Source organism: Bacillus sp. FSL K6-0972 (assembly GCF_037976035.1).
Classification (GTDB): Bacteria; Bacillota; Bacilli; order Bacillales; family Bacillaceae; genus Bacillus; species Bacillus haynesii.
The window spans coordinates 2674124-2695393 of sequence record NZ_CP150260.1 but is presented as its reverse complement, the minus strand read 5'-3'; the positions used below and the strand labels follow the sequence as shown (position 1 = coordinate 2695393).

Here is a 21270-nt window from a genome sequence, read left to right as displayed (position 1 = left end):
ATGGAAGTGAACCAGGCAATGGAGATCCTGCAAAGAATAGCTGCTGCTTATACAAAATTTGATTTAACCGGCGATGTTGGTAAAAAGCGAATTGAACTCTGGATTGATCATCTTAGCAAATTGCCATATGAACCGGTTCTCGCGAAAGTGGACGAGCACATTTTAAATAACAGATTTCCACCATCTATTGCTGAGATTAAAGTCAGACAGCCAGAGAAAAACGAATTTTTAGCAAAACAGAAAGAGTGGGAACGCCATGCAAAATATTCTCCAAAACGTTGAGGCTGAACAGGCTCTGCTCGGCTGCATTCTCGTAGAAGGTGACCTGATTAAAGAATTGTCTCTGCAGCCCGAGCATTTTTCTGAAACGAGGCATCAAGTCATTTTTAAGGCCATGCGTGAGGTTGAAAAGCTCGGCAAGTCCGTTGATATGGTCACCACGGTTACAAAATTAGGCGATTCCGTTGAACAAGTAGGCGGCCTTCAATATTTAACGGACTTAGGCAGCGCAGTGGCCAGCACCGCCAATTTCTTGGCATATCAGACGTTGATTTATGAAGCTTATAGATTACGAGAAATGAAAAAGATCGCGATTGAGTTTGCGAACACTCCGACCGACGACGGGATAACTGAGCTGTACAAACGGGCAATGGAGCTTCAGGAGATTGGCATTGAAAAAACTCGAACGAAACAAGATGTCCTCATGGAAATTTACAACGACATGCATGAGGAGAAGGAGGACATCACAGGCATAAACACTGGCTTAATCGATCTGAACGCCATGACAGGCGGCTGGCAGGATGGTGACTTAATTGTGTTAGCCGCCCGCCCATCAATGGGGAAAACGGCCTTTGCTTTAAACATGGGAAAAGCAAATTGTGAAAAAGGCGGTGTGTCAGATATATTTTCGCTCGAAATGCCGGACAAGCAATTGACTCACCGCCTACTCAGCAATCTCGGGAACATCGAGGGATCGAAGTGGAAAAACCCACGAAAATTCTTTAGTGACCGCGATTATGAGAATGCAACGAAAGCCATTGGAGAATATGAAAAATGGAATATCAACATTCACGATCAACCTGCTCAAACACTGGCAGATATACGCTCGAAAATTCGTGAGACGAAAAAAGAAAATCCGGATAATAAAAAGCATTTGGTCATCATCGACTATCTGCAGCTCATCAGGGCGATTGGAAAATATGAAAGAAGGGACTTAGAAGTCGGAAGCATTACAGCGGAACTGAAGGAAATGGCCCGGGCATTCAAAATCCCGATCATCCTTCTTTCTCAGTTATCCAGGGCGGTTGAGCAGCGGCAAGATAAGCGGCCGATGATGTCCGATTTAAGGGAATCCGGAAGCATTGAACAGGATGCCGATGTCGTCATGTTTCTGTACCGCGATGATTACTACAACAAGAATTCTGAACTAAAAAACATTATTGAAATTGATCTTGCCAAGCAGCGGAACGGTCCAACTGGCATAATACAAGCATGCTTTATCAAGGAATATGGGAGATTCATAAACCTTGCCAGGCAGATGGATGCCGGTTTGGTTGGATAAGAAAGGAGAAATTGTATTGAGTGAAAAATCAACGACAGACACCTGCAGTGAGCGGCATGATTATTTGATAGATGAACTGATTCGATACGGTCAATATGAATCAGATGATGGCCGTCAACTCTATGAGTTATCGCTTGCCGAGCTTGAGCGACTTCACATTAAAGTGAAATGTGATTTTGGCCGTAAAATGTCATGCGAGGCGGGAGATTGATGAGAGTGTTTCAATCACTACGTTGTTTAGCATTTATTATCATTCACGCCAGAAGAGAAGAATCAAAGATTCATAGCTGGCTATCTGATGACGGGAGGTAGAGGAAATTGATTGAAGTTGGCGACTGGATTTATATAAATACACGTAAATTCAAAGGAAATGCATTTGTTATAGCTAAAGGGCCAAGAGAACTTTTAGTCCATATTCCCTCCAGCTCTGTATCGCACGTTTCAATTAATTCTATAACTAAACTCGATGATCGACTTAGTGACAAGGATTTTCAGATACTCATTGATCTTGCTTTAGATTTAGGGGATGAAAAATGGTTTGACGAACTGACAGAGCGACGCCGGGAGGTCATGAGATAATGCCGAGGTTTTTCCTTGCAATCGTGTTTCTGAATTGGAACATCGGCTTTGAAATTCATTTAGTCAAAGGAATGAGATTGGTCAGATTGACCTTTCTGCCACTCACATTATTTATCAGAATAGGAGATCCGAAAAATGATTAAATTTGCGATTTACGGAAAACCGGTTCCCCAAGGACGACCGCGTGCCACAGCCAAGAACGGGGTAGTCAGAATGTATGATCCTAAAAATTCTAGAGAGTTCAAAAAGTATGTAAAATTGGCCGCTTCTGATCATCGTCCTCCTAATCTCTTCAGAGGGCCATTGGAATTAGAAGTTAAGGTCTATAAATCGACGCTCAAAAGTTTTAGCAAAAAGCAGGCCGCTGCAGCTGAAAGAGGGGAGCTACGGCCCAGCAAAAAGCCGGATATTGATAACTATGTTAAGGCGATTAAAGACGGTCTAAACACTGTTATTTGGGAGGATGACAGTCAAATTGTTGATCTGCATGCAAGTAAATTTTATAGCTCAAATCCAAGAATTGAAATTAAAGTCACCCCATTATCCCAGGAGGAGGAACAATTATGTCTTTCATTGATTTCAAAGCAATCGTAAAAAAGGTGAATATGAAACCGAAGGGCTTAACAGAAATTACCTTGGAGGTCAATAGTGCGGATTTAGACGGGAAGATTCAACACCTCTCTGAAATGATTGATCAAAAAGTGGAATCCCAACTGGAATCAACACTGGTCAATTATAACGTTGAAATCAATCCTAACACGAACAAACCTACAACCAGCTATAAGGTTGATCAGCATGGAGTAGTATCAGAGGTTGAGCCGCAGCCAGAACAACTTGAGGCTGAGCTTGGGCTGCCTAAAGAAAACATTCCAACTAAAAAAGAAAAACGACAGATCGAACGGGCCATTATAGAGGAGTTTATCACCAGCGGAATGGCGCCAAATTTCGAGGAGTTTCCGAGCGATTTCCCTAATTTTGTGAAGCGCAAAATTGAAGGTGAATCCTATAGTAAAATGGCGTCTGAGCTTGACATCTCTTCGGGCAAAATTGTTGATCTAATGGATCAATATTTCGCCAAAGTTGCGCCGCTTGCAGAAACATGGTGGGACTGGAAGCAAGACCAGGATGCAGAAGCGGAACCGCTGTTCAAGCAAGAAAACGATGCGCCGGTTGAAGAAGACGCGTCAGCAGATAATGACAGCCAGGATGACCAGGAAGATGAGGAACACGGTGCTGCATGATCAACCGCTGCATAGAGGGGGACAAGCCGCCTCCTCTATATTCCTTAAATATCAGCAGCCTACCGGCTTTGAAAGGTGGAAAGTAAAATGCTGAAGAAAATCAAACGGATTTTCACATACAAGCATTTTCTCTGTTTTAACTGTAAATCAATTACGTCAGTAAAAAGAGGTTATTGGTATAAATTAGTCACAGAAAAATATAATGGACCTTTCTGTCCGAAATGTGGAAGGAGTTTTAAAAATGAGTGTGACGCATCATCTTAAAATTTTGCCACCATATTTTAAAGCTGTAGAAGATGGACGAAAGAACTTTGAAATTAGAAAAAATGACAGGGGTTTTCGAGAAGGAGACAGCTTGTGTCTGCATGAATGGGAAGACGGTGTTTTTACTGGGCAATCGGTGGATGTTTTGATCACGTACGTCACAGATTATATGCAGAAACCAGGTTATGTCGTTCTTGGAACCAAGAAAAAAGCAGAATGCGACATCATTGAAATTAACCAATAAAAAAACCGAAGCAAATTGCCCCGGCTGTGATACAAACTGGTATTTCTATCATAGCACAGGGAGCGATGCAGGTGAACCGTCCAATAGAGTTAGACATCAATCAAGATTTTTCGGTTAAAAGCAAAATTCAGCGTGGAAAAGTAACTGTCATCGTTTTAGATGGCGTAAACGGTGCAGCTTATGAAGCTGAGGCGCCGGAACACGGAAAAACGATCATTGAAACGGCAAAAGGTGATTTTTCCAAGATTCTGCTTGAGTCGTCTCACAAATTCAGATAAAAAGCAGGGGCTTTCCCCTGCGGAGGAGGAATAAAAGATGATCAGAGTAACAATTGTCCTCCTCACTGTCGAGTAGCTTATCACAAAGATGTTGGTAGTTATTGCGATAATTTCGTTGATATTTTTAGAGATGGCGGAACAGAATTCAGAAGGGGGAAAAACATAAAAAAAAGGGGGAGCCCCCCTTTATATTACCAACAACGCTCATAATTTCCATACCATTCGCCCTTCCACGAAGCAACACCTTTTAGATACCACTTATGAACGCCATCATCATAGACGTTTGGAATTGAATTTCTTGATGGATATGGACCGAATTGTTGTGATTCACAAGTTTTTTCCGCTTTTGTTTCAGTAATTGGGCTTGTAGCCGAAGCAGAAATTGCAGGCATAGAGGCTACCAATAATGTACCTGCCAATGCTGAACATGTTAAAACTTTTTTCAAATTCATTTTAAACACCCCTTGTTTAGATTTAATACACTTAATGAATTCGATTATTGTAAGAAAAAGCCTTGTTAATATATGTTAATTATTTGTGAACACTTGGCTAAAAGGAGGAATGATTGATGAAAAACCCATTCAAAATCATTGTTACACTGTCACTCTTGCTTTCTGGATCACTTTTATTCTCTCAATCCGCTGCAGCTGTTTGGTCGCCTTGGCAAACAGAGTTATTCGGCCATACAGCGAGGATTTTCACAGACGACACGAATTACTATTCGGGAGCAAAGACAGTTGACTGGCGAGCCGAAAAGAAAGGATCAAGCAAACTTTACTACACAGCGAGCGTCTATAAAAAACGTTCTGGCGGCGGCTTAACTGATACAAACCTGGTACAGCGGGGATACTTCAAGCACTCAACGCCGTTAAAGTCTTTCAGCTTCAGCGAGATTCGGAAGCGCACCGGGAAAGGGTCATATGTCATTCAGCTTGATTGCTACACGGATGCGAAGAAAAACAACTATATCGGGGCATTTGAGTCCAAACAGTTTTATATTAAATGAACCATAATACTTTAGTTACAGGTGCGGAGTGATGGAAATAAAATGTCTGAACATTATAAAAGGGGTTTTAATTTTTCATGTTTATGTTGGGATGTCAGGTTGCTCATCTCTATATTGTTAGTGGTAGCGCCGATGCCTTCTGCAGCACTCCTGCATCTAGCAGACCAAGCGTCAGAATAGGGGAAATTTGATAAAGGTAAGTATAAATTATATAATTGTTCCAAAAAAGGGAGTAACATATGAAAAACATTAACCTACCCCAAAAATTATATAAATTTATGAAACCTTGTTATCTAAAAAAAATACAAAAAACTAATAAAATTTATATTAATCACTTGAACAATTACCCAGAGAGTAAATATGGTAGCGTTATTGGAGACGATTTAGAAGGACAGGCATCTAAGAATATTAACCTTAATTCTTATGTATTTCATAGTAAGGATCGAAATACAGCCTTAGGAAAGGAAGTAAGCCACTTTTTTAATTTTGAAGGAGTAGAAAACTTCCAAATAACAGGTGGACAGTTAGTGCTTAAAGAAAAAGACGACAATTGTTATGTTTATTGTCTTTGTCAAGAATATGATGATTATGTTAAAAAAGAATTCGGTGAATCTTGTCTTATAATAGAAGATTTTCCGTCATTTTTAAATGAGTTAAACAAATCAATGTCAAAAAAGAAGAAGTCTTTATTTGCTGCTGATAAATGTTTGTATTTAACTGATCGTGAACGCCGATTTAATCCAAGAGATGCAGATTTCAATATTATTCCTGGTCTAATTAAAGATGTTAAATACAAAAACCAAAAAGAATACAGAATTCTATGGAAAAATGTTGATAGCTCCCGAATAAAAGAACCATTAGAAATTTACTGTCCGCAAGCCTTAAAGTATTGCAAATTTGAATATTGATTTAGAAAGTTCTAGATGAAAGTCTACGGACACTGAGAATATGTCAAAACAGCGGCCGGGAAGGGGAATGTAGGGTGAAATACGGTATTGAAATTATTGAAAATACAAAAGAAAGTCGAATGGAAGTTCTAAATCACAGTTGGAAAAGTACCGATCATATGGTAACAAAGAAAGAAGCGAAAGAATTATGTGATGCATTAATGAGTGGTAAAAAGGCTATCGCCATTTATGACGGAGAACACACGAACGTTATTTCTATCGGAGAGGATTCGGAATAATAAAACCGCCATACGGCGGCCGTCCCGGCTAACCCGGAACCATAATTTGAGATGTAACGAAAACAAAATAAACGTCCAAGATGGAGAGCCTGCGGACACCAAATCGACGTTGTATAAACGTTTATTTGGTGTCTAATTTGTTTTCAGGAGGGATTTATAATGTCAGCTACACAATTGGCTTTTCTGCCGCCTATAGACGAAAAAGAAGTCAGAAATACGATTATAAGGGAGCTAAAAAGATATAAGGCTTTGAAGGTTCAGATTGAAAACCGGAAAGAACGGGAAGCAGCCGGGATGAATAACCTTTTCCCGAAGCTCAGGGATCAGCACTCTTTAAATGAATTGAAAGTTTGTCAGATGGACAGGGCGCTTAAACAAAGTCTTGATGATGATGAATTAAAGATTATAAAGGCCAAGTATCTCTCTCCCCAAAAAATAAAGGACATTGAGATTTATATGGAGATGGGGTTGAAAAAGGACAAATACTATCAGGTCAAACGGCGGGCCATTTACAATCTTGCGACAGCTCTCGGGATTATCTGAGGGCTGTTAAGAACAAAAAAGCAGACTCTCATGAGTCCGCTATTTATTATTTGATTGCTTAAACCATGAGCCTTTCTGCAATGTGGTAACTGCTTGACACTACATTTATAAATCCAATTGATAGCAAAGCGGCTGTTACGGCCAAAGATGTTGTTAGTGCTTTAAACTTCAACTTCATACAAACAATCCCCCCGCTGTGTTTGTTTTCTTGCCTCCTCTACTTTTAAAAAGTAGAGAGATGACATTTCAAAACATTCATTCTCATGATAGTATTTAGCCACATCTAGTGACATATCCTCTACATCTGGAAACATTTTTTTTGATTCTAAGTGAAGTAAGCAATGATCAATTTTTTTGGTGTCAGGACCATCTAAATAAAGACCCTTTAAAAACTCAAATTTCAGGCTATAAATTGAGTCACCAACCTCATTCGAATGCTCGCAACCCTCATCAAAAAAGAGTTGCGCTTTCTTCTTGTTTTTTTGTTTGAAATGAATTTGTGTCATTAAAAAGTATGCTTGCGGGAGGGATTTAATGAAGCCCTCTTCTTTAAAAATTAAAATTGCTTTTTGAAAATGATCAACTGACTGCTCGTACAGATCCTGATTATAATAACAAACACCGATGTTATAAAGGGCTCGGGCAATCATTGGTTTATTTTTTTCTTCTTCAGCCATTTCTAAGGCTTTCTTTAAATGAAGCACTGCTTTTTCATATCTGTTTGCATCGATCCAGTTTCCGGCCATTATGGTGTGACACTGGATAATTCTCAAATTGTATGTTTCTTGTTCTCTATATCTCTCCAGAGCTTTTTGTGCATAGTGCATCGAAAAATATGTCTGTTTCATGTAGTAATAGACCTCTGCGATTTTAAAGAAAAATTCCGCTTTTTCCACTTCGTCTTCAACAAGAGCAAGTTTGTTCTCTGCCTGTTTGTAGTAAGTAATGGCGGATATGTACTCTCTTTTCTCGTTTTCATACATACCGCGGAAAAAATTATAATAGTATTCGAGGATGCCTTTTAAACGAGCCTGTTTGTTGTCTATATTGTGCAACAATTCTGAAATTGATGGATGTGAAGAAGAATTTTCGCTTGGTGCAATGTATTCAAGCATAATGCGATGCCTAAATTCCATTAAAGAGTAATATAAAAGCAAATCTTGGTCTTCTTCCATTTCTTGAATATCTCGTTCAATCTCTGCCTTTAAAATTTCGGCATCAGGCACACTAAAAATCCTTATATACCTATACCATTCATTTATCTTCACACCGACAGCCGCTGACGAAATTTTTTCAGTCAAATTGATAGCCCCTCCCTAGGATACCTTTTTCCATTTTCATACTTTCTTGTATTTTACAGAAAAGATGAGTTTTTGACAATCGTTTTATACTGATGACACAATTCGACACGAATAGTTTTTTTGACCTAATCACTTTGATTCATTTTCATGGGTGGTCAGGATTTATTCACCAATTCTTTTCTATAAAGTGGTAAAATATTTCGAGGTATGTCACTTTAGTATTAGAGGAGAATGCTATGAAGACTCTTGATGTTCAGGCGTTGCACAAAGCTATTGATCAAACGTTGGAACAATTAAAACAACAATCAGACGAATTTTCTAAAGTCAAAAAAACCGTTGAAGGCATCACATCACTTGATGATGCTTTAAAAGGAAAAGGCGGCGACGCGATCCGCGCGTTTTACGAGGAATGCCACACCCCTTTTCTACAGTTCTATGATACGTTTATAGAGGAATACAGTTCCACGCTAAAGAAAATGAAAAGCGCGTTGAATTCCCTGGAACCAAACCATAACGGGTTTATTTCGCAAAACTTTCTCGAACACGAGCTGGAACAAGGGGTGAATGCGGCTGACCGCACAACGAAGCGTTTGGTATCTAAAACAAATGCCACGATCGCAAAAGTCAGCCACATCGTCGATTTGCCTGATTTGAATGACAGCGATTTTCACGAACAGAACAGGAAAGCCTTAAAGGAAATCAATCAGACAATTGAAAAGCTGCATGCTTTTGACCGCGAACAGACAAGCGCTCTTAAAACTGCTGAACAAGACCTTGAAACGATGCAAAAATACATCAAAGAGCTTGAGAAAATGTACACAGGACCAAAAATCGAGATTACAAGCTATAAAAAAGGCTCAATTTTAAAACCGGATGAGAATACAAACATTAACGGTCCGGTCGGCGGTTTAAAGGGAGAGTTAGAAAATGCTGAGCCTTCGCCGATGGAAATCATGCTAAAAAAATTGTCCGATCAAGAAGAATCTGAAGTCGATTCACTTACCAAAGCAGATCATGCTAAAAAGATTGATACAGGTATTCGCATCATCAAAGGCAAAGTATATAATATGAAGGGATACAAAAAGCTCGGTTCTGTCGATGTCACCGATGAAATCGGTACAGGCAAGGACTTCGTTGGCGGTTCGTACATGCTTTATTCAAACGGTCAAATTGTCCGGAAATACATATCCGGCGGTGAAGTGAAATACGAACTTGTCAGTCGCATACCGGAAAGCAGAGTGAAGAAAAGCGACATTGAAAAAGCTCTTGATTGGGCTAAAGACACAGTTGGAGAGTTGTCCGGTGGATATGATGGTTATAGAGCGATAACAGGTGTTGACCCTGTGACTGGTGAAAAACTATCTGTCACTGACCGTATCCTGTCCGGTGTTTCTGTCATACCCGCTACTAAAGTAGTCAAGGTAGGAAAATATGTTTTTAAAGCGACTAAAGGCGCGAAGACGGTTGAAAAGGTTTCTGCTGTTGAAAAAAGTGCTAAGGGTACTGGTAAATCTCTGCTTCCTAACGAAGGAAAAGTTGGAACGTATAAAGAACTGGTTAAGCAAGGAACTGCCTTTGATAATATTACTCCTCATCACATGCCGTCTGCTGCGAAAATGAAACAGTCGGGTGTAAAAAGGAACAATGGTATTAGTATGAACATGGAACAACCACATCCGGGTACTGGGGGTAGACATCGTGAGACATATACTTATGGTTTATCTGGGCAAAAATTGAAGGATTATCTTAACCTTAGTAATCGCGATGCCTTAGCTCATGATATTTGGGATGCTCGGAAGATTTATATAAAAGATGGTTTATACAATTCTGAGATAAGACAAGGTTTAAAAAGCGTAATGAAAAAAAATAGAGAGCAGTACCCTAATTTATTCAATAAGTAAATATGGAAAGGATGAATTCCTTTGGATCTTAAGCAAGAATTAAAAAAATTATATGATAACCGCTTTTTAGAAAATGAAAATGAAATACAAGAGTTTGAAGAGTCCTTGGCAAAGGTCATTGATTATGGAGATGTTTCGGCTATTTCGGAATTATGTTTGGCTTTTGATGATGATACTGAACAATTCGAGGTTATGTTTGGCTTAGTTCACGGAATAGAAAGGTTATACAAAAATAATATAGAAGAAGGACTAACTTACATTGCTAAAGCTATTCCAAAGATTCTTAACCAAGGTGAAGAATGGATTGAAATCTTACATTACAGGATTCTTAACCATCCTGAAGTAAGATTAGCTTATCGCAATGTACTATCAAAACAGGATCCATCAATAGTAGATAATATTAAAGATTTATTAACTGAAATAAAAAATGAAGACCCTGATATGTTTAGTAAATCTGTAGATGAAGTAATTAGTTGTATCTAAAATGCTTTAAACCTTGAAATGCTTTTGCCTTTCAAGGTTTTTTTATCTTCAAATCCGAGAAAAATCCGACAAAAAGGGGGATAAAATGGGGGACTTTTTCTATTCCACTTTGTCATACGATAGAGACAAGAAAAACGAACGTGAATATCGAGTCCAAGAAGGAGAGCCTGCGGACACTGAACTTACAGCATTAGCTGTTTGTTTGGTGTCTGTTTTTTTATTTGAACGGAAGGACGACATGAAACAGGAAAAGAAAAAGCCCAATAAAAACGCCAGGAGCGTTCTGAGCGTTTTTGGCGGGAAATGATGGGCAAAGACAGCAGACACTGAGAAGAGGCAAAGGCAGCGCTTTTAAGCGTAAATAAGAGGGGGATAAACATGCAGGATTTAATCATTGAATACAAAAGAACGTTAAAAGAAGCGAGAAAGATGTACCGGACATTCTCGGAAACGCCAGAAATTGAAATGACGGCTGAACAAAAGAACGATAAGAAGATCATTGGCAGTATGATCAGTGATATTGAATTTACTCTAGAATGGCTGCAGAACGGAAGACAACCAGGCGCACGCCGGGGAGCTGACAGAAGGGACGTTTATCAAAGAACGATTCTTGCTGATCCTCGTATCATTGATGCAATGCCAGAAGAATATGCGATCAATCAGGAGCCAGAAGGAGAAGTAAGCGACTGGGAGAAAGAAAGGATTGCTGATGCCCTTTCTGTACTTACCGAAAGAGAGAAGGACATATTCATCATGCATACTGTGCAAAACATGTCTTTCGAGGAGATCGCCCAGCTGCTGAACATTAAAAAAGGAACAGTGCAGAAAAACATTGAGCGTTCTCGTTTGAAAATGAAAAATAGAGCAGAACACAGTATTTTGTGTTTGGCATAAGTTCCATTAAAAGTTATTTAACCCCTGTCGATGTTATACTTATATCGAAAGGGGAGATAAAATATGGCAAGAAAGTATGTTCGTTTTAATTATTTTGAAGTACAATTAGTCCCAGCTGACCTAGCGGTTAGAGCTGAGTTGAATCCAGAAGATGGGGTAATAAATCACGGTGCTGATTTATGGAATATGCAACCCTTTTTGGATTACCTAATGGTAAATGCGGAAACTTTTAGAACCACAGTTCCAGTAGGTGATGAATATGCTGAGATTGAAAAAGATACTTACACTTTTGATGAAAGAAGAAACATCTACAGTTTTCAACTATCAAAATTGAGGGAAAATAATATCCCCTCTAAAAAGAGGTTTGGGGAGATAAAAGAGAATATCCTTCTTGAACAGGATGAGTATATTGGAGAATTCATCAGTTTTATTTATGATAATCAATTAAATACTGCGATAGTACAGTCTAATTTATATGGACTAACAATTGCTCAGACAGAGAACGTGCTAACTCAATTAAGGTTCAGATATTTAGATACTCTTGGTAACACTGAAGATATTCCTTTGATTGTCAAACTTGTTCCAGTTATTGATGGCTCGAAAGTCAGAAGATTAATGGAAGCAGATTTTTACAAAAAAATTAGAATTAAGTGTGCAGATGTTATGTTGGATGCTGGTTTGGAGGAGAATAGTTTAATAAGCGAAACACGTCGTTTATTAGGAGAGAGCGCTGGAGTGATAGCTGAGTTAACTATTTCTTTGGGTAGAAGTGAAAAAACAGCATCTCTTGATGAAGATGTTATTAGAAGAACTTTAAGAGATTTTGAACAGACTGGCGAACGCAACCGTCCGACAATTGAGCTTACAGCACTACAAAATGAAGAAGCAGAAGTTGAGACAGTAAATTTAATTGAGCCAAGATTGTCAGATCGTATAAGTATAGAAGTACGTCCAAGGCAAACGGTAGCCCACGAATATTTATACCAATCCTTTATCGAAACTTATGATAGAAGGCGTGGTGATGTTAGACGTGTCTTGAGAAGATAACGAGGTGATGTATTTATGAGTGAGCAGCAAACCAGGTTAACTAATCTGTTGCATAAATTAGAGGATATTTGGGTTAAATATAACATTATAATTTGTATTATTTTAGGGATTTTGACTGGGGTACTCAGTTATCTAAACTGGATAGTAAATTTGAAAAGTAATGGCTCAAATATTATTACTTTTGCGTCTATTGTAATAGGGGTTATGGGTGTTTTTCTTAGCTTATTAATTTCTTTACAAGGAAGCCCGGTTTTTGCAAGGCTTAATGAATACTATCCTAACCTTCAGAAAAAGATATATACAAATTTGAGAACTCAAATATACTATGCTCTAATTGTGGTTATCTGTTCAATTATTGTAAATAGTTTACCTGATATTTGTAATCAAATTGTTAAAGCTGTAATTGATGGAGTATGGTTCATTTTTATTTGGTTGATGACCTTAGGTTCTTTCTATTCTGTGAAATTAATTACTGACCTAATTGTCAAAAACTTTAATAATCCTACCAGAAACAGAAGGCAGTAGGAATTTAAATATCTCTGGTTGATTACAAAACATTGATTCCGATTAAAACAACAAATAGAGATCGCCTATTCTTGAGAAAAGATATTGAAGGCTATAAAAAGAAACGTTGATTGATTGCACCTGCAGTTGAAGGGTGCTTTTTTTGTCTTACGACTGCCACCTATTTATGAAGGGTGCTTTCGTTCGACAAATTTTGCGAATTGTTAATCATAACATTTCATTCCCGATATTAAAAATGGGAGTGAATTGTAAAATGAATAAAAAGAAAAATAATAAAAAGAAGAATAATGGGGACTTAGAAGAACTGGAAAATGCTATTTATACTTATCACAAAAAGGAGCTACTCGCTTTCTTTTTTGAAAAAACTCGAATTGGTCATGATAAGAAAGAATACAAAAGGTTCCAATCTCTTCTTTATAAGTTGGATATTGAATGTTTAGAATTTGCTATATCGAGATTTTCTCATATAGATATTGTCCATGATCATTCAAAATATGTTCCTGCCTTTATCCCTTTATTTGCAGCATATCTCACCATGTTCTTTAATTTTTATGAAAAACATTGGGGGGCTTTAGCTTTTGCTGCTGGTACAATTGCTGCTATTGTTTGGATAATTGCAGTAGAAAGAAAACATAGAAATCAAGCAATTTCTATTATGAAAATATTTGAACAAATCAAAGAGAGAAAAGAGAAAGACAGATCTAAAGGCTGAAAGGAGAAAATATGAATAAGGATAAATTAAGGTATGCAATCTTAAAAGAAATTTTTGAAGGTAATACCCCTTTGTCAGAAAACGATATTGGAGTTACTGAAGATCAATTTGATGATGCTGTGAACTTTTTAAAACGCGAAGGGTATATAATTGGGGTCCATTATTCAGATAATAGACCTCATTTATACAAATTAGGACCTGAACTGACAGAGAAAGGCGAAAACTACTTGAAAGAGAATGGAACATGGTCTAAGGCGTATAAGACTATTAAAGAGATTAAAGATTGGATTAAATAACAAGAGCATCCTGCGGGGTGCTTTTTTTTGTTCCCTGTAAACCGGGTCCAGTGAATCTCAGGATATACAATCGACGGCTAAAGAAGGCCCCTGAGTGTGGGCTCGGTTTAGATAGAATAATAAAAAGCCTGCCCCTATTGGAGCAGACTAGCCACAAAATCAACACACACTAAAATCAACACCGGATCTATTTCGATCGACGTATCTTTATGCGTAAGCTTCATCGTGGCCACCACCTCTTTCCTTGCTTACTAGGCAGGAGTGACCGGCCCCCGGTCAGGGAAATTCCCACAACGAGCGCGTTGTCACGGGTGGTGTATTACTAATATAACAAATACATTAGTAAATTAATATAAAAATTTCAATGTAGTGAAGGTGATAGGCTATGAAACTAACAGAATAACAAAAGGTTGTAATCGTTCCAAATCAAACACAAATCAGAAGGGGGCGGCGGGTGAATGTAGATGGCCGAAAAGCACATTCAAGCACAGAAAGATTACGTCAAAGGAATGAAATACAAGGACCTCGCCGAAAAGTACGGGGTGTCAGTGAACACCATTAAGTCATGGAAAAGGCGGCATGGTTGGGAAAGAAAAAAGGGTGCACCCTCTGAAAAAAGTGTGCACACAAAAAAGGTAGGTGCGCCACCCGGCAATATGAATGCTTTGGGGAACAAAGGTGGCGCAGCACCAAAGGGAAATCAGAATGCTGTGACTCATGGCTTTTTCTCCAAGTTTCTCCCGGAGGAAACGCTTGAGATCATGGAAGAGATTCAGGAACGCAGCCCTGCCGATATGATATGGGATCAAATCCAGATTCAATACGCGGCCATTATCCGGGCGCAGCGAATCATGTTTGTAAAGGATAAGGATGACACAGCCAAGGAGCTGTCAAAAGTGAAAGGTCTGATCGTCGGCGACGACATCAAGTACGCCGAAGAAAAGCAGTACGAAGTACAATTCGCTTGGGATCGTCACGCAACCTTCCTGAACGCACAATCGCGGGCTATGGGTGAGCTGCGGAGCTTGATAAAGCAATTTGATCAGCTGGCGCATGAAGAAGATGAGCGGCGGCTTAAACTTGATCAAATGCGTTTGAACATCGAGAAAACGAAAGCCGAAGTCGAGCGACTGAACGACAATGAAAATGACTCAACATTTGAAATTATCATCAAGGATAAAGGTGAGCGATGATGGAAAAAGAAGTGAACCCCCGTTTCAGGGACTTTCTTTTTGATTGGTCGCAGAAATTTTATTTTCTCGTCGGTGGTTACGGATCATCCAAGAGCTATCATGTAGCCCTGAAATTGATTTTGAAGCTACTGCAGGAAAAGCGGACAGCCTTAGTCGTCCGGGAAGTTTATGATACGCACAGGGATTCGACTTTTTCCCTGCTTGAAGAGATCATCACAGACTTAGGGCTTGAAAGCAAAATCCGGTGCGTCAGCTCACCGATGCAAATACGATTCCCAAACGGCAGCAAGATCATTTTTAAAGGGATGGACAAACCGGCAAAGTTGAAATCGATCAATAATGTATCAATTGTATGGGTTGAGGAGTGTTCAGAAGTTAAATATGACGGATTTAAAGAGCTGTTGGGGCGTTTGCGGCACCCAAATTTAATGCTTCATATGATCCTATCAACAAACCCTGTAAGCAGAGGGAACTGGTCGTATAAACACTTTTTCAAAGATGACGTAAATCAGTTCTTTGTCTTGGATGACGAAGAGCTGTATAAAAAGAAAACGATCATAAAAAATAACACCTATTATCATCACTCGACAGCCGATGATAATTTATTTCTGCCTAAAAGCTATATTGACCAGCTGGAAGACTTGAAAACTCACGATCCAGACCTTTTCCGCATCGCCCGGAAAGGTCATTTTGGCGTGAATGGGGTTCGGGTTTTTCCTCAGTTTGAAGAGTGGCCACACGATGAAGTGATGCAGGCCATCTCAAACATTGATCGCCCCATCAAGCGGGTAGGAATGGACTTTGGTTTTGAGGAATCCTATAACGCCGTTGTCCGGCTTGCGGTGGACCATAAGAAAAAATATCTTTATGTCTACTGGGAGTATTACAAGCGAGGAATGACGGATGATCGAACGGCAGAGGAACTCCAAGAATTCAAGAAAACCCAGGAGCTGATCAAAGCTGATTCAGCGGAGCCTAAAACGATTCAGTATTTCCGGCAGCAGGGTTTCAATATGGTGGGAGCCCACAAGTACCAGGGTTCGCGCCTACAGTATACGAAAAAGATCAAGCGGTTTAAAAAGATCATTTGTTCCGGCCAATGCAAGAACACCATTTTTGAACTCAAGCCGCTGACTTATAAAAAGGACAAGCTGGGTAACCTCATTGAAGATGAATTCAAGATCGATCCCCACACTCTTTCAGCCATCTGGTATGCCCTCGATGATTACGAGGTCACCGATCTGAAGGAGAAACCGAAAGTCCGGCCGCGACCGAATAGAGAGAGGAGGTAAAGCATGGCTCAACAATCTGTTAAAGCCACCGTGTTCAAAGCGAATGCGCCGAGCGAAACGACCAAACAGATTTATGAAGATCAATTTTCGGAGATCTACGGCGATAACATCATCGAGCCGCCTTATAATTTGAAGGAATTGAAAAGCATCGCAGAGTATTCGACAATTCTGCAGCAGTGCATTCAGGCCTACAAAACGAATATTCTCGGCTTTGGTTTTGATGTGGAATACACCTTTGACATTAACGGGGATGATGTACAGTCTGAAAAAAAGCAGGCTGCAGAAAATGACTGGACACGGCTTGAGGAATTTATCCGATACCTTCATTTTGATGAATCGGCTGAAATTGTTGTCGGGTACGCTATAGAAGACCGGGAGAAAACCGGGAATGGATTTCTAGAAGTCCTCCGCAACGGGGCCGGGAAACCAGCGGGAGTTGAATATCTTGATGTTAAAAACATGAGGATATGCCACTATACGGAGCCGATTGAAGTAGAATTCACATTTCGCGAACACAATGAAATCAAAACGATGATGAGAAAGAAAAGTTTCCGGAAGTATGTGCAAATGGTTAATGGAAAACAGGTCTTCTTTAAGGAATACGGGGATCCGCGAATTATGAATTTGCGGACTGGCAAATACGAAGCTAACACTCCAGAGGAGCTTCAAGCTAACGAAGTCATTCACTTCAAGCTCGGTAGCGGTGCTTATGGCTTTCCCCGTTGGATTGGGCATATCGTAAATCTATACGGGGCCAGAAAAGCGGAAGAACTGAATTACATGTACTTTAAGCAAGGCAGGCATATCCCGGCAGCCATCACGGTGGAAAACGGGATGCTTTCTGAAGCCTCTTATCAACAGCTGCAGGAGTACATGAATGACCTTGAAGGCACAGAAAACGCTCATAAATTCCTCCTGCTTGAAGTAGAGGGAATACCAACTGAAAAGGGCATTACTGGGGAAGAGAATGTATCTTCCGTCAAAGTTGATATTAAGTCCCTGGGCGAAATTCTGCAGCAAGACGCCCTATTCCTTGAATATGACGAGAAAAGCAGAAGCAAGCTGCGTTCTGCCTTCCGTCTGCCGCCACTTTATACAGGGGAAGCACACGAGTATAATAAGGCGACCGCGGACACCGCTCGAAAAATCACAGAAGAACAAGTCTTTCAGCCGGAAAGGAAGATCATAACCGGAAAACTGAATAATTTGTTTCTGTCTGATTTGAATATTTATCATGCGCAGCTTACTTTAAAAGGTCCAGACTTCCGTGATCCGATGGAGATTGCCAAAGTGTTGGGGCCTTTTATTAATGCCGGCGCTGTATCTCCCAACGATCTACGGGATCTGGCTGGCCGTGTGCTTGGGAAAACACTTGAAGAATGGCCGGAGGATGAATACAGTCGGCCGCTTGGGAAAGCTCAAAACAATTCTTCTGATCCGCTGCAGGCTCTTTTTCAAAAATCAAAAGACAATCGTTCAGAGGATTTGATCATGTTGCTTAAGGATCTGAGGGATGTCCTCGAGGAGCTGAAGCAAAATGAATAAGACCGATCAGCTTTTAAACACTCTGAACGTCTTTATTCGAAAGGCCGAGGAAGATGATGAAAAATCACTCGTGGAGGTTATACCTGATTTCCCCGGCCTTTCTAAGATACCCGGTTATGTCGAGGGATATGAAAAAAAGGTCGCCAGATTGCTCAGAAGCCAGCGTAAGAAGTTTTTAAGTGGTGTGAATGATTTTGTAAGCAAAGACTCAAAAGAGACGTTAGAAGCCATTCTGGTGTATTTTACGCAGAACCTTTTTGCAGCGGATGACTTTGAGGAACATTTTCAGGAGCTGACAGAAGGTTTCCTGCAGCAGACCATTGAGGAGCTGGCTTCTGTCATCATGGATTCGTTGGATCCTGAAGTACCGTTTAAAATTCTTTCGAGTCGTTCAACAAATTGGATCAAAGGCTGGTCTGAAGAGCTGGCCGAGATCATGAAATTAAATACCCATGAAGCGGTAGAAAATGTTCTGACAGAAGCCATTGAGAACGGTTCTTCCATTCAGGATATCGAATTGACTCTCCGGAACCTGCCGCATTTTGATCGAGCACGGGCTCGAACAACAGCCATAACTGAAGTGCTTGCCGCTTCCTCTGCAGCGCAGCAAGAAGCTTATACTCAATCGCCGGCTGTCATCGGGAAAAAGTGGAGGCACAGCGGGGGAAAAAAGAACAATCCGCGGGAAAATCATATGGCTCTCGATGGAACGATCGTTGGAGTAGATGAAGAATTCACGATTCCAGGTAGTGGGGAAACCTGTATGCATCCAAGAGACTCAAAACTATCAGCAAAAGAGCGGGTGAATTGTCATTGTGTATTAAGCCCGGTTGTTGATGATAGTATATTAAACCTAAATATTTATTCTAAAGAAAGTATTAGAAATCAAGTGCTTATTGACCTAAATAAAATGGATTTCAAAAGAAAGGATAAAATTTCTAAGGGGATTATTGTATAATAAGGCATAAAGAGTTTCATTTCATATGAGGTGGTTCGAAATATATTGTTTCGAAATCACAAAATGAAATGAATCCTGACCATTAACTAGGAGAGTGTGTATTATGCCGGATGGGTTTACCTTAAGACATGCGATAAGAAAATCATCTGCCCCAGAGCTAAGTGGACTTGTTGAACGTTACAGACCTGATCAAAGAATTAATCCTAGAGAAAACAGAATAGAATTAGTTGAGGATTTAGCTAGACGTATTCCTGAAGAAGACATTGAAGAAATTGTTTTTAATAAATTTGGTGTCCCAAAAAGGCGTTATATTGCCCATATTGGAATTATAAATTTTAATTTAATTGATGAAGACGAGCTTAGGACAAATATCAATGATTTTAATATTTCTAAAGATTTCAATAGAGAGCTTCCTGAATATGAACCACAAATTAAACAACAATTAGAGCTGGTAAGATATAATGATCAGGAGATTGTAGTTTATTTTAGAAGAATCGTAAAAAAGCCAGAGTATGATTTTGAAGAGATGAACTCTAAAGTAATTAGGTATCCTAAAAGTGTGCGAATTTTAATAAAGCGTGAGTTAGGGATTGTTACTATTTTTACGGGAGATAGAGATTTATTTAATGAAGCATTAACTGCATTAACTCTTGTTTTCGATCATGCAGTGAGACCTCTTGATTCAAACCAAACTGGAATTACAGATGCTCTAAGAGGAAGCTTTTCAGCACGAACAGTTAAATTTTTAGATTATATTTATCACGGTTTATCTCAGGTGGGTACTGTTGGAACCATATATCAAATTGAATTAGAAACAATACAAGGCAGTAGAGAACCCCAACAAGTCACGGTAAAGGGAGGTAGTGACCTGATCGATGATCGGTCAATATGTGAATATCTTTTTTGGCACGGAAGAGATTTAGTTGGGATCAAAATGAATCTCCTTATGACTTACGGAGAAAATGAACATAGAGTTTCAGTCCAAATTGGAATAAGGAATGGAAAAACTAAAGTAGGCATTAAAAAAGAAAATTATTCAATGGAAAAAGTAAGGCATTTTTATGAAAGAATTGAAAGAAACATTGTCGACAACATAACCCAATATGGGTTAATCAATGAAGAACTAACTCATAATTTATTGGAAACAATTAGAGCTAGAGCACCTAGAGAAGCTTTAGAATAGTAATCAAAATTAAGAGGGTGTATAAAGTGGGTATCAAATATGGAGAATTTGATTTGTTAGAAGAGGCCGTCAATAACATGATCAACACCAATGCTCTCCTTATCCTTTTAAATGAAAAAGGGTTTATTACGGGGGATGAATTTACAAAAGCGAAAAAAGAAGCAATTGAAGATTTTAAATTGGATTTCCCAACACTATTTAAAATAGAGAATATTTAAGTAAGATGTTTGAATCAGTAAAGTCTTTTTTCGCTAATCCTATAACAGTTTCCATCTTAACTAGCTCGATTGTGACCATTATAATCGAAACAGTCTCAAAAAACTTAATTTCTAATTCTTTCAAAAAAAGGTTAGAAAAATATAAAGATGCTCTTAGTCAACATGCTGAAAATAGAAGGTTTGATATAGAGAGAAAAATGCATGATTTTAGTTTGTACTCTACTAAAAGACATGAACTATACCCAGAAATTTTCAAGCGTATTTTTTCTATAAATAAAAATTTGAATACCTATGAGCAAAAATCTTATCTTAGCAAAGAAATAATAAAGAAACCATCTGATATCTTTGATTACTATGAGTCAATTGGGGTTAATATTTCTGAAGAGGTAGCAACAAAAATTGACGAGAAATGTAATGAGAAATGGTCTCTTGATCAAGATTATTGCTTACAACAGGTAAGTAGAATAATAAAGAATGAACTAGCTGTAAGTTTAAGAAAGGATGTAGAGGAAGCTTTTGATTTTTTTTCACATAATATACTTTTCCTTTCTGAACCAATCTCTAACCTAATTGACAAGCTGTTAGAAAAATTTGCTCATGAGTTTGATAGGAGAGAGTCAGATAGTCGTCTTGAGGCCATTGACACCGTAGTAATAGATAATGATATTAGAGAATTGAAAAAATTAATGGTATCTGAGCTAAAAAGAGGAGATTATGAAAAAACGGATTTGAATCATGATGACAACAGAAGTTTTTGGACCAAGATTGTACATAATTTTAGAAGAAGGAGATGAGATTTTTCTTTATGAAAGGGGGTGAA

General features: G+C 39.0%; 29 protein-coding genes. 27 read left to right on the top strand and 2 right to left on the bottom strand.

Going from position 1 to position 21270, the window contains the following annotated elements:
- The 9 genes from MKX80_RS13525 (at position 1) to MKX80_RS13485 (ending at position 4167) form a co-directional block, all read left to right on the top strand.
- Positions 1-282 carry a replicative helicase loader/inhibitor gene (locus MKX80_RS13525; protein WP_017474951.1) on the top strand — a complete coding sequence of 94 codons (282 nt, stop codon included), beginning with the start codon at positions 1-3 and terminating at the stop codon, positions 280-282.
- Complete coding sequence (gene dnaB, locus MKX80_RS13520) at positions 257-1561, top strand: replicative DNA helicase (RefSeq protein ID WP_326073897.1); 1305 nt, start codon at positions 257-259, stop codon at positions 1559-1561. The genes MKX80_RS13525 and dnaB overlap by 26 nt, the downstream gene beginning before the upstream one ends.
- 16 nt (positions 1562-1577) lie before the next feature.
- Positions 1578-1772: a Fur-regulated basic protein FbpA gene (locus MKX80_RS13515; RefSeq protein WP_339226968.1), complete on the top strand. Its 195-nt coding sequence runs from the start codon at positions 1578-1580 to the stop codon at positions 1770-1772.
- 107 nt (positions 1773-1879) lie between these two features.
- Complete coding sequence (locus MKX80_RS13510) at positions 1880-2140, top strand: IDEAL domain-containing protein (protein ID WP_268351284.1); 261 nt, start codon at positions 1880-1882, stop codon at positions 2138-2140.
- Complete coding sequence (locus MKX80_RS13505; protein ID WP_268344065.1) at positions 2140-2283, top strand: hypothetical protein; 144 nt, start codon at positions 2140-2142, stop codon at positions 2281-2283. The genes MKX80_RS13510 and MKX80_RS13505 overlap by 1 nt, the downstream gene beginning before the upstream one ends.
- Positions 2276-2734, top strand: a complete 459-nt coding sequence (locus tag MKX80_RS13500; protein ID WP_268344066.1) for a RusA family crossover junction endodeoxyribonuclease — start codon at positions 2276-2278, stop codon at positions 2732-2734. Before MKX80_RS13505 ends, MKX80_RS13500 begins: the two co-directional genes overlap by 8 nt.
- Complete coding sequence (locus MKX80_RS13495) at positions 2704-3381, top strand: hypothetical protein (protein ID WP_268344067.1); 678 nt, start codon at positions 2704-2706, stop codon at positions 3379-3381. The genes MKX80_RS13500 and MKX80_RS13495 overlap by 31 nt, the downstream gene beginning before the upstream one ends.
- 241 nt (positions 3382-3622) lie before the next feature.
- Positions 3623-3889 carry an ASCH/PUA domain-containing protein gene (locus MKX80_RS13490; protein ID WP_017474958.1) on the top strand — a complete coding sequence of 89 codons (267 nt, stop codon included), beginning with the start codon at positions 3623-3625 and terminating at the stop codon, positions 3887-3889.
- Between the two features lie 71 nt (positions 3890-3960).
- A complete protein-coding gene (locus tag MKX80_RS13485) occupies positions 3961-4167 on the top strand; it encodes an XtrA/YqaO family protein (RefSeq protein ID WP_017474959.1) in 207 nt (68 codons plus the stop codon).
- 191 nt (positions 4168-4358) lie between these two features.
- Here the strand turns inward: MKX80_RS13485 and MKX80_RS13480 are convergent, their stop codons facing one another.
- Positions 4359-4619, bottom strand: a complete 261-nt coding sequence (locus MKX80_RS13480) for a hypothetical protein (protein WP_268355007.1) — start codon at positions 4617-4619, stop codon at positions 4359-4361.
- A gap of 116 nt (positions 4620-4735) precedes the next feature.
- On the opposite strand from MKX80_RS13480, the gene MKX80_RS13475 reads away from it, so the two are divergent.
- The 4 genes from MKX80_RS13475 to MKX80_RS13460 all read left to right on the top strand — a co-directional run bounded on the left by MKX80_RS13475 (position 4736) and on the right by MKX80_RS13460 (position 6902).
- Positions 4736-5173, top strand: a complete 438-nt coding sequence (locus MKX80_RS13475) for a hypothetical protein (RefSeq protein ID WP_339226962.1) — start codon at positions 4736-4738, stop codon at positions 5171-5173.
- Between the two features lie 239 nt (positions 5174-5412).
- Positions 5413-6081, top strand: a complete 669-nt coding sequence (locus MKX80_RS13470; RefSeq protein ID WP_326073887.1) for a hypothetical protein — start codon at positions 5413-5415, stop codon at positions 6079-6081.
- 74 nt (positions 6082-6155) lie between these two features.
- Positions 6156-6359, top strand: a complete 204-nt coding sequence (locus tag MKX80_RS13465) for a hypothetical protein (protein ID WP_326073885.1) — start codon at positions 6156-6158, stop codon at positions 6357-6359.
- Positions 6360-6518: 159 nt separating this feature from the next.
- The gene (locus tag MKX80_RS13460) at positions 6519-6902 is read left to right on the top strand and encodes an ArpU family phage packaging/lysis transcriptional regulator (RefSeq protein WP_326073883.1); all 384 of its coding nucleotides are present in this window, start codon (positions 6519-6521) and stop codon (positions 6900-6902) included.
- A gap of 161 nt (positions 6903-7063) precedes the next feature.
- Here the strand turns inward: MKX80_RS13460 and MKX80_RS13455 are convergent, their stop codons facing one another.
- The gene (locus MKX80_RS13455; protein ID WP_339226959.1) at positions 7064-8203 is read right to left on the bottom strand and encodes a Rap family tetratricopeptide repeat protein; all 1140 of its coding nucleotides are present in this window, start codon (positions 8201-8203) and stop codon (positions 7064-7066) included.
- A gap of 236 nt (positions 8204-8439) precedes the next feature.
- Here MKX80_RS13455 and MKX80_RS13450 point away from each other — a divergent pair, with 236 nt between their 5' ends.
- From MKX80_RS13450 to MKX80_RS13385, 14 genes are all read left to right on the top strand, one after another.
- Positions 8440-10104, top strand: a complete 1665-nt coding sequence (locus MKX80_RS13450) for a T7SS effector LXG polymorphic toxin (protein ID WP_326073880.1) — start codon at positions 8440-8442, stop codon at positions 10102-10104.
- Positions 10105-10125: 21 nt separating this feature from the next.
- Positions 10126-10587 (top strand): Imm30 family immunity protein, encoded by a 462-nt coding sequence (locus tag MKX80_RS13445; RefSeq protein WP_326073878.1) that lies wholly within the window; start codon positions 10126-10128, stop codon positions 10585-10587.
- A 378-nt stretch (positions 10588-10965) separates the two neighbouring features.
- The gene (locus MKX80_RS13440) at positions 10966-11481 is read left to right on the top strand and encodes a sigma-70 family RNA polymerase sigma factor (RefSeq protein ID WP_326073874.1); all 516 of its coding nucleotides are present in this window, start codon (positions 10966-10968) and stop codon (positions 11479-11481) included.
- 63 nt (positions 11482-11544) lie between these two features.
- On the top strand, positions 11545-12528 hold the full coding sequence (locus MKX80_RS13435; RefSeq protein ID WP_326073872.1) for a DUF6731 family protein: 984 nt from the start codon (positions 11545-11547) through the stop codon (positions 12526-12528).
- A 15-nt stretch (positions 12529-12543) separates the two neighbouring features.
- The gene (locus MKX80_RS13430; protein ID WP_326073870.1) at positions 12544-13053 is read left to right on the top strand and encodes a hypothetical protein; all 510 of its coding nucleotides are present in this window, start codon (positions 12544-12546) and stop codon (positions 13051-13053) included.
- A 253-nt stretch (positions 13054-13306) separates the two neighbouring features.
- Positions 13307-13765, top strand: a complete 459-nt coding sequence (locus MKX80_RS13425) for a hypothetical protein (RefSeq protein WP_326073868.1) — start codon at positions 13307-13309, stop codon at positions 13763-13765.
- 11 nt (positions 13766-13776) lie between these two features.
- Complete coding sequence (locus MKX80_RS13420) at positions 13777-14061, top strand: YjcQ family protein (protein ID WP_026699368.1); 285 nt, start codon at positions 13777-13779, stop codon at positions 14059-14061.
- Between the two features lie 464 nt (positions 14062-14525).
- Entirely contained in the window at positions 14526-15254 is a 729-nt protein-coding gene (gene terS, locus MKX80_RS13415) for a phage terminase small subunit (RefSeq protein WP_016886623.1), read from the top strand.
- Positions 15254-16546, top strand: coding sequence for a PBSX family phage terminase large subunit (locus MKX80_RS13410; protein ID WP_339228588.1), 1293 nt, complete (start codon positions 15254-15256; stop codon positions 16544-16546). The genes terS and MKX80_RS13410 overlap by 1 nt, the downstream gene beginning before the upstream one ends.
- A 3-nt stretch (positions 16547-16549) precedes the next feature.
- Positions 16550-18091, top strand: a complete 1542-nt coding sequence (locus MKX80_RS13405; RefSeq protein ID WP_326073862.1) for a phage portal protein — start codon at positions 16550-16552, stop codon at positions 18089-18091.
- Complete coding sequence (locus MKX80_RS13400; protein ID WP_326073860.1) at positions 18084-19049, top strand: phage minor head protein; 966 nt, start codon at positions 18084-18086, stop codon at positions 19047-19049. Before MKX80_RS13405 ends, MKX80_RS13400 begins: the two co-directional genes overlap by 8 nt.
- A 103-nt stretch (positions 19050-19152) precedes the next feature.
- The gene (locus tag MKX80_RS13395) at positions 19153-20232 is read left to right on the top strand and encodes a hypothetical protein (RefSeq protein WP_268338895.1); all 1080 of its coding nucleotides are present in this window, start codon (positions 19153-19155) and stop codon (positions 20230-20232) included.
- Positions 20233-20258: 26 nt separating this feature from the next.
- Complete coding sequence (locus MKX80_RS13390) at positions 20259-20450, top strand: hypothetical protein (RefSeq protein ID WP_076793983.1); 192 nt, start codon at positions 20259-20261, stop codon at positions 20448-20450.
- 5 nt (positions 20451-20455) lie between these two features.
- Entirely contained in the window at positions 20456-21244 is a 789-nt protein-coding gene (locus MKX80_RS13385; RefSeq protein ID WP_268338894.1) for a hypothetical protein, read from the top strand.
- Positions 21245-21270 lie beyond the last annotated feature (26 nt).